Here is a 4,583-nt window from a genome sequence, read left to right as displayed (position 1 = left end):
GACGAGCGGTCACTGCGTCTCAACGACGAGGCCAATCTGAACATTTACGGCAAGGATTTCGCACAGACTCAGATCGATCTGTTCAACCAGGACCTTGGGCGGTCGAGGCAGATCAGTCTTGAAGAGTGGCAAGCGCGGCCGTGGACTGAAAAGGTGACGGATTGGTTGTCGAGCAGACTGCGCTCGCAGCTGTAGCGTCTGTGCAGACAAGCCGCACTAGTATGCCTCTGATCGAACGGGTGAGGCAGTGAACCTATGGCGAAGCATCTCTTCACGCTCAATAGCGCCTCATCAATGGCGATCGCCGGCCTTTGCCGCGATGCCCGTGCCGCAGTTGTAAAGGCTCTGCCTGGCGGCAAGCGGGCGGTGGAAGCCGCAAGAGGAGGCAGCGGATGGGTACGCATCCATTGTTCGCCGAATGGCCACTAACCCCGGCAGCAACTCTCGGATCATAGGTGCGCTGGGGCGCCTTCGAGGATGAAGGATTGTTGCGCCGCCAGCCAAGCACTGGGTCGGCGCGTTCGGATGGCATCTGCCGCACTACAGGGAGTTCCACTGCGCGAGCGGTCTGAACCATTTTGGACGCGGCGAGTTCCCTAACTGGAAACCCGGCTGCCTTCCAAGGATATGCGGATGTTCGAGAACTTCGTGCTCGAAACGATCGGAACGAAGAGTGGGCCGATACGGGTGAGGCATGGCGGATCTGGTCCGCCGCTGCTGCTCCTCCACGGCCATCCTCGCTCTCATATGACGTGGGGCCAAGTCGCGAATCTGCTGGTGGCCGATTTCAACGTCCTGTGCCCTGACCTTCCGGGCTTCGGGCGCTCTTACCAACCGAAGGATGACCCGGCGAGCCGATACTCGTCCAAACGAGCGAAGGCGAAGGCCTTGGTGGAGATGATGGAACGGTTAGGGTACCAGACCTTCGTCGTTGCCGGGCATGACCGTGGCAGTCTGGTCGCATTCAGGATGGCGATGGATCATCCCGACAGGGTGCGGAAGCTGATCACGGTAGACGGACTGCCGGTGCTGGAGCATCTGGAACGCGCCGATTGGACATTCGCCCGCGACTGGTACCACTGGTTCTTTTTCGCGCAGCCTGAAAAGCCCGAACGCGCCATCCTGGCGGGAAGCTCGGCAAGGATGCGCTGGTCTTCTGCACCCCGGATGGCGAAGCAATAGCGCCGTCTCGCGTTTCGGGAGCCTGGCGCGATACTATCGACCGCTTGAGGAAGCCAGCCGCGGAAGGCGCGCCAGCTACCATCGAGCTTCCCAAGGTGCGTTTCCATGACTTGAGACACACCCACGCCTCCGCCCTCATCGCTGGCGGGCTCGACGTGGTTGCAATTAGCCGCCGTCTGGGGCATGCGTCACCCGTCGTCACGCTGTCGGTCTACGCGCACTTGTTCAAGAGATCAGACGAAGGCGCGGCAGCGGCGATAGAAGCTGCGATGAGAACAGGCGCGGAACAGTAAACTGGCCGTCGGTGCCAATCCGGTGCCAAGTGAAAGTAAGTGGCTGGACCGGACCTCGCTTAAGTGCTTGTAATCGCAGCAGGCGGACGTGGCGGAATTGGTAGACGCAAGGGACTTAAAATCCCTCGATCTCTGATCGTACGGGTTCGATTCCCGTCGTCCGCACCACATTGAATATCGAACTGCGCTCCCTTGGCAGGCGCGCCCCTGAATATCAGGCCGGCTCCCCTATCATCTGACCTTCAGCGAGAAATTGCCGTGGATTTGGATGCCCAGTCGCTCGCCTTTTCTCCACCGCACTTCCGCTCGATAAGTCGCACCGTCCAACGGCACGCGCAGCCGGAAGCTAGCTGGCACTTCAACCCCCGCGGCGACACGCAACTCGGCGCCGTGCTCATGCTGATTTCTGACGGCGCAGCCTATTTCGCCATCCTGCGTGATTATGAACGCATCCTTCAAAACCACTTCTCTCAAGTGACTTCGACGCTCAATTGGCGGTTCAGAAGGTTTGTCGGTCATGGTAAGCTGCCTCTAACGAGCGAAACGCTATCAGACTAAAGTCTGCGGTGCAGGACGCAAAGGTCTTACGTTTTTGCTGAAGTTCCGTTGTTGTCCTTTGTACGTTCTTTACATTAGCAAATCGTGAAATATTCGGCTCTATAATCGTCGCCAGGCTTGCCCGAAACTGTGGCGGGGAGAGCCGAACAGACACGGTACGGGAAGGCCTGGTATGTTCGTCGACTTCTACGAAATGCTGGAAATCAGTCCGAATGCCAATTCGGAAACGATAGAACGCATTTTTCGTCATTTTGCCATGCGCTACCATCCCGACAACCAGGTCACCGGTGATGAATCGCGCTTCAGCGATATTCTCGAGGCCCACAACACGCTCAAGGATCCGGTCAAGCGTGCGCAATACGATATTCAGTACAAGGCCCATTTGGACCTGCGGGCCGGACTGACCGACGAGGCGAGCAACACGAAGAACCTCGATCGAGATTCCGTCTTTCAAGCCAAGGTGCTCTCACTGCTTTATGTAAAACGCCGACAGGACGTCAATAATCCTGGCATTGGCGACGATGAGCTCGAACGAATGTCAGGCTGTCCGCGTGAGCACCTCGAGTTTCACCTCTGGTATCTAAAAGCGAAGGGCTGGATAGCCAGAACGGAAAACGGCACGTTCGCCATCACCGTGGAAGGCATCGATCGCGTCAATTCCGAACATCATCGTGAGGCGGCCACCACCCGATTGTTGGATCACGCCGGCTGAATTGGTATCCCGCGGTCTCTGATCAAGCCGAGATCGGGTTCAGCTTCAGATGCTGGATCAGGATGATGGTCTTGGCATCGACAATGCGGCCGTCGGCGATGCCGGCCAGCGCTTCGTCGAGCGGCATTTCCAGGACCTCGATGTCCTCGCCCTCCTCCGGAGCGCCGCCGCCGGCCGAAATGCGGTCGGCAGGCGAATAGCGGGCGACGAAGAACCAGAGCCGCTCGGTGACGCTGCCCGGGCTCATATAGGGCGAAAACAGCCGCTCGATCTTGTTCAACCGGTAACCCAGTTCTTCCTCGGCTTCCTTGCGAATGGCCGTCTCCGGATCGTTTTCGTCCAGCAGCCCGGCACAGGCCTCGATCAGCGGCTCGCGGTGGCCGGTGACATAGGCGGGGTAACGGAACTGGCGCACCAGAAGCACGGTCGAACGCTGGGGGTCGTAGGGCAGGATCACCGCGCCGTCGCCGCGATCATAGGTCTGGCGGACCTGCGTCTCCCATTGCCCGTCACGCCGGCGATAGTCGAGCACGGTCTTCTTCAGGACCGCCCAGTCGTCGGAGAGAACCTCTTCCGAGCGGATACGAATGCGGTCTTCCATCTGACACCTCAATGCTTGCTGGCGGACGCAGGCGTAGCCGCGAACCGGTATAGGCGCAATCGGGCTAGCGATTGGTCCAGCGCGCTTCACCGTCTCGTGTGTGGTATGGAACGATGCCATTGCCTAGATAGCGCATTCCCCTTCCCGGAGTTTTTTTCATGTCGACATCGCTTTTCCAGCCGATCACGCTCGATGGGCTCACCTTCCCCAATCGCATCGCCGTGGCGCCGATGTGCCAGTATTCCGCCGAGGACGGCTCGGCCAGCGACTGGCATCTCTACCACTGGATGAACCTGGCCATGTCCGGCGCCGGCATGGTCACGGTGGAGATGACCGATGTCGAGCGGCGCGGACGCATCAGCCATGGCTGCCTCGGTCTCTATTCCGAGGACAATGAAGCAGCCGCGCGCCGCGCGTTGGACGCGGCCCGGCGCGTGGCCGCGCCCGGCACGAAGTTCGGCACGCAGCTGGCGCATGCCGGCCGCAAGGCCTCGAACCGCAAGCCTTGGGAAGGTGGCGGCCCATTGCAGCCAAACGAGGATCCCTGGCAGACCGTCTCGGCCTCGGCCATCGCCTACGACAACGGCTGGAACGTGCCGCACGCGCTGGAGGACGAGGAAATCCTGCAGCTCATCGAGCGGTTCGCGGAAGCCGCCAGGCGGGCCGAACGTGCCGGCTTCGACTTCATCGAACTGCATGCGGCGCATGGCTATCTGATCTTCCAGTTCCTGTCGCCGCTGTCCAACCAGCGCACTGATCGCTGGGGCGGCTCGCTGGAAAACCGGATGCGTCTTGTCGTCGAGATCGCCAGGGCGGTGAAGAAAGCGGTGCCAAAGTTGATGCTCGGCGCACGGCTGTCGGTGAAGGACTGGGTCGATGGCGGCTTTGACGTCGAGGACGCGATCGAAGTGGCGAAAGCGCTGAAGGCCGAAGGCATCGCCTATCTCTGCTGCTCGAGCGGCGGCAATTCGCCGTTGCAGAAATTGCCCACCGGGCCGGGCTATCAGGTGCATCTGGCGGAAGCCGTGCGCAAGGGCGCCGGCATTCCGACCCGTGCGGTCGGACTGATCGATGACCCGAAACAGGCCGAGGCTGTTATAGCCGAAGGCCGCGCCGATATGGTGGCTCTGGCACGCGCCTTCCTCGCGGATCCGCGGTGGGGATGGCGTGCGGCCGCCACCTTCAGCGAAAAGATCCATCCGGCGCCGCAGCTCGCCCGCTCGGTGACGACGATGGA

General features: G+C 60.7%; 5 protein-coding genes, 1 tRNA gene and 2 pseudogenes. 6 read left to right on the top strand and 2 right to left on the bottom strand.

Annotated elements, in window-relative coordinates:
• The 4 genes and pseudogenes from EOA36_RS37820 to EOA36_RS28355 form a co-directional block, all read left to right on the top strand.
• Positions 1 to 195 (top strand): annotated as a pseudogene (locus EOA36_RS37820) (cardiolipin synthase B); the annotation flags it as partial.
• Positions 196 to 633: 438 nt separating this feature from the next.
• Positions 634 to 1,176 (top strand): annotated as a pseudogene (locus tag EOA36_RS28365) (alpha/beta fold hydrolase); the annotation flags it as partial.
• The gene (locus EOA36_RS28360) at positions 1,149 to 1,475 is read left to right on the top strand and encodes a tyrosine-type recombinase/integrase (protein WP_127280347.1); all 327 of its coding nucleotides are present in this window, start codon (positions 1,149 to 1,151) and stop codon (positions 1,473 to 1,475) included. The pseudogene EOA36_RS28365 and the gene EOA36_RS28360, both read left to right, overlap by 28 nt.
• Positions 1,476 to 1,557: 82 nt before the next feature.
• Positions 1,558 to 1,643: transfer RNA gene (locus EOA36_RS28355), tRNA-Leu, on the top strand.
• Positions 1,644 to 1,706: 63 nt separating this feature from the next.
• Here EOA36_RS28355 and EOA36_RS28350 read toward each other — a convergent pair.
• Positions 1,707 to 1,994 (bottom strand): PilZ domain-containing protein, encoded by a 288-nt coding sequence (locus tag EOA36_RS28350; protein ID WP_127280346.1) that lies wholly within the window; start codon positions 1,992 to 1,994, stop codon positions 1,707 to 1,709.
• A gap of 211 nt (positions 1,995 to 2,205) precedes the next feature.
• On the opposite strand from EOA36_RS28350, the gene EOA36_RS28345 reads away from it, so the two are divergent.
• Entirely contained in the window at positions 2,206 to 2,745 is a 540-nt protein-coding gene (locus EOA36_RS28345; RefSeq protein WP_127280345.1) for a J domain-containing protein, read from the top strand.
• A 22-nt stretch (positions 2,746 to 2,767) separates the two neighbouring features.
• Here the strand turns inward: EOA36_RS28345 and EOA36_RS28340 are convergent, their stop codons facing one another.
• Positions 2,768 to 3,346, bottom strand: a complete 579-nt coding sequence (locus EOA36_RS28340) for an NUDIX domain-containing protein (RefSeq protein WP_127280344.1) — start codon at positions 3,344 to 3,346, stop codon at positions 2,768 to 2,770.
• A 158-nt stretch (positions 3,347 to 3,504) separates the two neighbouring features.
• On the opposite strand from EOA36_RS28340, the gene EOA36_RS28335 reads away from it, so the two are divergent.
• Positions 3,505 to 4,583: NADH:flavin oxidoreductase/NADH oxidase (locus EOA36_RS28335; RefSeq protein WP_145969343.1), on the top strand; the 1,079-nt coding region annotated here is incomplete at its 3' end.

The sequence above is a fragment of the Mesorhizobium sp. M8A.F.Ca.ET.021.01.1.1 genome (genome assembly GCF_003998025.1).
GTDB lineage: Bacteria > Pseudomonadota > Alphaproteobacteria > Rhizobiales > Rhizobiaceae > Mesorhizobium.
The sequence above is the reverse complement of the archived record's forward strand: the minus strand, read 5'-3'. Positions and strand labels throughout refer to the sequence as shown.

What these genes read in the sequence shown, in the direction of transcription:
- EOA36_RS28350 (WP_127280346.1), bottom strand. Translation starts at nt 1,994, where the DNA reads ATGACCGACAAACCTTCTGAACCGCCAATTGAGCGTCGAAGTCACTTG.
- EOA36_RS28345 (WP_127280345.1), top strand. Translation starts at nt 2,206, where the DNA reads ATGTTCGTCGACTTCTACGAAATGCTGGAAATCAGTCCGAATGCCAAT.
- EOA36_RS28340 (WP_127280344.1), bottom strand. Translation starts at nt 3,346, where the DNA reads ATGGAAGACCGCATTCGTATCCGCTCGGAAGAGGTTCTCTCCGACGAC.